1 protein-coding gene is annotated in these 382 nt (G+C 65.7%); it reads right to left on the bottom strand.

The window, feature by feature from the left end; translation table 11 throughout:
• A partial coding sequence (locus AC1DYK_RS36175; protein WP_478170652.1) for an ABC transporter substrate-binding protein occupies window positions 1-382 on the bottom strand: 382 nt, incomplete at both ends.

The following is a 382-nucleotide window of genomic DNA, read 5'->3' as shown; positions in this document are numbered from 1 at the left end:
CGCCATGACCGCGTACTGGTCGTCGCCGTCGTCGGCGATCATACGGTCCGTCGCCGGGAGCGATTCCGGACCGAACTCGTACACGAAGCTGTCCGGGTAGGCGTTGCGGATCGAGTCCGTGTTCGGGTCCCAGTGCGGGTTGCGCACCAGCGTCATCGACTTGTCGACGGCGTGGCTCTTGACGCGGTACGGACCGCACGAGACCGGGTCCTTGTCGTACCTCTCCTTGCTGTCGCCCTTGACCGGGACGGCACCGTAGGAGCTCATCGCGAGGGTGAAGTTGAAGTCCGGACGGGCCTCGGCGAGCTTGAAGGTGATGGTCTTCGCCGCGGCGTCGGTGACGACCGAGTCGAGGTGCTTGCCGCTGAACGGGCCCTTGTAC

Source organism: Variovorax sp. P2_H12 (assembly GCF_056403395.1).
Note: the sequence above shows the minus strand (reverse complement) of the source record. Positions and strands in the feature narration are given on the sequence as shown.